Below are 3457 nucleotides of genomic sequence, written 5' to 3'. Positions count from 1 at the left end.
GTAGTATGACTACGTATTCCACTCTATTCGTTCACGGACTAGCATCGAAGTCTGAGGTGTACTGGCAATAGCGGATACAGTCATTTGTTCTTTTTTTAAGCATTCATCCGATGATACTTTTCCTGAATGCTACCGGAGTGGTATTCCCCTGCCGTGAGGGAGGGTGCTGATGGTTATAAAAATCCTGATATATACCCATTCCCGTATGACAGCGATGGCGTCACATCTCTGTTCTACCATCTTCACAGAAATATTTCGTTCATTAGCATTCCGGTATTCGTATAACCACCTTCGGTGGAGAAAGAATAAACAATCCCTGGAATGCGATGAGCGCTTGACCAGAAAAGCATCATATTGCTTCATGGCGCATCAGCGACCACAGGATGCCGCAAAAGCCGAAAAACGGACCAGAGCGCCTGAAATCATTCCTCGCCTCAGTATCTGTTGCCCATGGAGTGGCCGATAACAGATCATTGTCGGATGAGCCTTACCCCCTTCCTTCCCGGTGGTATCCGGATGTGCTGCCAGCCTTCTCAGTTAACCGATGTTTTCCGGGCTTTTCGCCATACTGAGGACTGATAACGTATTCCTGGTCGTAAAACCCGTCAATATGCGCCGGGGCATCGACAAAACTGACACAGTACGTCCGGAAAGAACTTAACGCTGCATGGCACGACAATGCTGCCTTTGTCTTTACCAACAAGGCTCGTTCCCGCATAAAAGTTCTACGCCGGGATAAACATGGCGTATGGCTGCGTCAGGCCTTCACTACTTCACACCGGAAGTCTTCCACCCTGACACGAATATACCGTCCGGGCTCTTTCGCAGGTGCAAACAGTTTTTCACATTCGGCGAATGTCATTTCTGAATCCTGGTAACGCAACCACTGAACCGGCATATTACCGGGTTTGATTATTGTCGCAGTTATTTTATATCGTTTCCCCATATCGCCTCTCATCCTGACAACAAAATTACCGGCTGAGCCATCACTCCGGTAAAGCATGCGAAAAAAAGTGAGCGTCTCAGCAATGGCTCATGCGGTGATTCTGTACGGGCACCGATGGCACCTCAGAATACAACAAAGATATCAGAGTAACATGTCTCTCTCGTTATTTTTCAGAGTTCTTGACACCCTCCTTCTGCCACATTGTCAACGCCAGCGGAGACTTCTGCTGTCAGTTTTTTCATCCATACAGAGTGACATTAATTATCCTGAACAAAACGAAATATCCTGAATATATTTATTTTCTCCTGGTGCCGGAGACATGATGATGTACAGGCTCAGGTGCGGTGTGAATGTAAAATGGTATGTTAATTATTCATTTCTGAATGCAAACTTATTCCGAATTGAATTCTCCTGACACACATGATAAAAATGAGGATATAATAATATACTTCTCTTCTGGATGTGCCATTACCTGCCGTTGCTGTAATACGGCGGGTATTTTTTACTGACATATCGGGAAGCCAGCAGACGTTCGTAGCTACATCCCCGAAAGTGGCACACTGCAAACTATAATACGAGTAAAACATCGGTCACCGTAGCTGATGTGCTCAACGATCGTGCACTAGCGTTCTGCGATTCTCAGGGACTGCCTGTTCTGAGAATCGGCGAGTCCGCGATCGGATACGATGCGATTTCGCAGTGAGTCAGGGATTGCATCTGAAAACCCTCCGGCTATGTCGGTAAATATTTATTTCTATGAACCGTACGATTCAGATAGCATTCGCCCGGCCCGTAAGAATAATCTCCGGACAAATAAGATTTTTCCTGAAAAAGCGTCTAGTCTTTTGATATCGTTGTTTTTATGCTAATCAGGGAGTATGTGTGATGATTGTCTGTTACGTTATTCTTGTTAACCGTCCGTTTGAGACAGAGATTGCCGGAATAAAGCTATTTTTTCAGAAAAATGACGTCCTGTTGACTGATAACATCAGTCGGTCCTTTTTCCTGCACCATCCCGGTAATGTTACTGAGCTCCGGATTGACGAATGCATTGTCAGAAAATATATGGAAAGTGCCGACAGGATCCAGCACTCTGATAGTGCTGTTTCTGTTCCGTTCATTAAAACAACCTTCTCTCACATCGCTCTGTTACATAATGTCATACAGAATCTCAGTCTGCAAAAGACATTGCCACAACAATTTTCTGAGCAGATGTTTTTTGCCTGCCTTTCCATTTTTTCCACACACAGAGGTTTCATGTTTCTGCTATTCAGATGCATAAACTCTGTTGCGCTTAAAGTCAGGTATATTATCTGTTCCAGTCCATCACGGGCATGGAGAGTTAAAGATATCAGTAATTCTCTGTACATGAGTGAGAGTTTACTGAAAAGAAAACTTCAGGAGGAAAAAGTTTCTTTCTCCCAAATCCTGCTGGATATACGCATGCATAACGCCCAACAACTTATTTCCAGTAAACTGTCAGTGAATCAAATCGCAATACGGTGCGGTTATGCCAGCACACCGTATTTTATCAGCGTTTTCAGAGAATATTTTGGCATAACACCTCATCAGATGATGATTAATCAGTCCGGATTTATTGAGAGCAGAATCGCAATTAAGTAAAGTATGTCAGTCAGCGCATAATAAAAGTATTCTTATGCTTCATTATCAGTTTCTGTTTATCACTCCGGAGCACTGTAGTAACTACGGCCCCGGAAAACAGATGGTAATGAGTTGACTGACTGATGATATTGTGGCGACATTTTTACGGATGCGAGCAAAGAATGTATTGGTCCGTTTGTTTATGCAGTGATTAACAAAACTCCGGGAAGATGAATGAGTATACCTCTCCTGCAATCCGTTTCCTGAGAAAACAGGTGGTAACACAATATTCTTAATATGTTACTGTTTCACCACACAACCAGGTTTACGGTTGTGTGGTGAACTATAGTAATCCCGGGTAACAATCCGGTTCTGTTCCTTTTATACTCTTCAGACAGTGTACTCATCCACGCCATCCGTTTTACAGTCTCAGTGTGCGAATAATAAATTACACTTTGAACTGAACGCCAGTCAGGACCATGTCGTATTTCCGGGTGGATGAGCATATATCAGAAACTACAATAACTACAGATAACGGTTTTCAGTAATTCTGTCATAACTTGCCGGAATGCAATGTTTTTGTGACATGGTTCTTATTTTTATACACAGGCAGGTTTTGTCTGGATGGAATGGATAATGAACTCTTATCATTATAAGGCGGTAACCTCTTTTTTATGTGATTAACTTTCATTATTACCACTTCTGTTTATCGATTCAGCTCTGGAGATACAGAAAAATTCAGTGCAGGTGTATAAATCATCACCATGCGAAATACATAAAATATGTTAATATTTGTTTTCCGCAGGAAAATCTTAAGTGTGGACAGGTATTTATGATATCATTTAAAATAGATTCAGCACTCACTCTTTCCGGACAGATAATACATTTCAATACCATATAATTATATAA

At 42.4% G+C, this 3457-nt stretch carries 2 protein-coding genes and 3 pseudogenes; 4 read left to right on the top strand and 1 reads right to left on the bottom strand.

Going from position 1 to position 3457, the window contains the following annotated elements; all coding sequences use genetic code 11:
* Window positions 1-370: 370 nt before the first annotated feature.
* Together E0D98_RS22510 and tnpB are read left to right on the top strand one after the other, a co-directional pair.
* Window positions 371-579: pseudogene (locus E0D98_RS22510) on the top strand (IS66 family insertion sequence element accessory protein TnpB); the annotation flags it as partial.
* A pseudogene (tnpB, locus tag E0D98_RS28080) lies at window positions 566-755 on the top strand (IS66 family insertion sequence element accessory protein TnpB); the annotation flags it as partial. The pseudogenes E0D98_RS22510 and tnpB, both read left to right, overlap by 14 nt.
* Window positions 756-757: 2 nt before the next feature.
* Here the strand turns inward: tnpB and E0D98_RS28075 are convergent.
* Window positions 758-946 (bottom strand): DUF1187 family protein, encoded by a 189-nt coding sequence (locus E0D98_RS28075; RefSeq protein WP_000520190.1) that lies wholly within the window; start codon window positions 944-946, stop codon window positions 758-760.
* 522 nt (window positions 947-1468) lie between these two features.
* On the opposite strand from E0D98_RS28075, the pseudogene E0D98_RS28070 reads away from it, so the two are divergent.
* Together E0D98_RS28070 and E0D98_RS22495 are read left to right on the top strand one after the other, a co-directional pair.
* Window positions 1469-1610, top strand: a pseudogene (locus E0D98_RS28070) (IS481 family transposase); the annotation flags it as partial.
* A gap of 221 nt (window positions 1611-1831) precedes the next feature.
* The gene (locus E0D98_RS22495) at window positions 1832-2569 is read left to right on the top strand and encodes an AraC family transcriptional regulator (RefSeq protein WP_000634448.1); all 738 of its coding nucleotides are present in this window, start codon (window positions 1832-1834) and stop codon (window positions 2567-2569) included.
* Window positions 2570-3457: the final 888 nt, after the last annotated feature.

This window comes from Escherichia sp. KCJ4928, from assembly GCF_004352695.1.
Taxonomy (GTDB): Bacteria; Pseudomonadota; Gammaproteobacteria; order Enterobacterales; family Enterobacteriaceae; genus ECMA0423.
Note: the sequence above shows the minus strand (reverse complement) of the source record. Positions and strands in the feature narration are given on the sequence as shown.

Coding starts and splice junctions, on each gene's coding strand:
- E0D98_RS28075 (WP_000520190.1), bottom strand. CDS start 946: ATGGGGAAACGATATAAAATAACTGCGACAATAATCAAACCCGGTAAT.
- E0D98_RS22495 (WP_000634448.1), top strand. CDS start 1,832: ATGATTGTCTGTTACGTTATTCTTGTTAACCGTCCGTTTGAGACAGAG.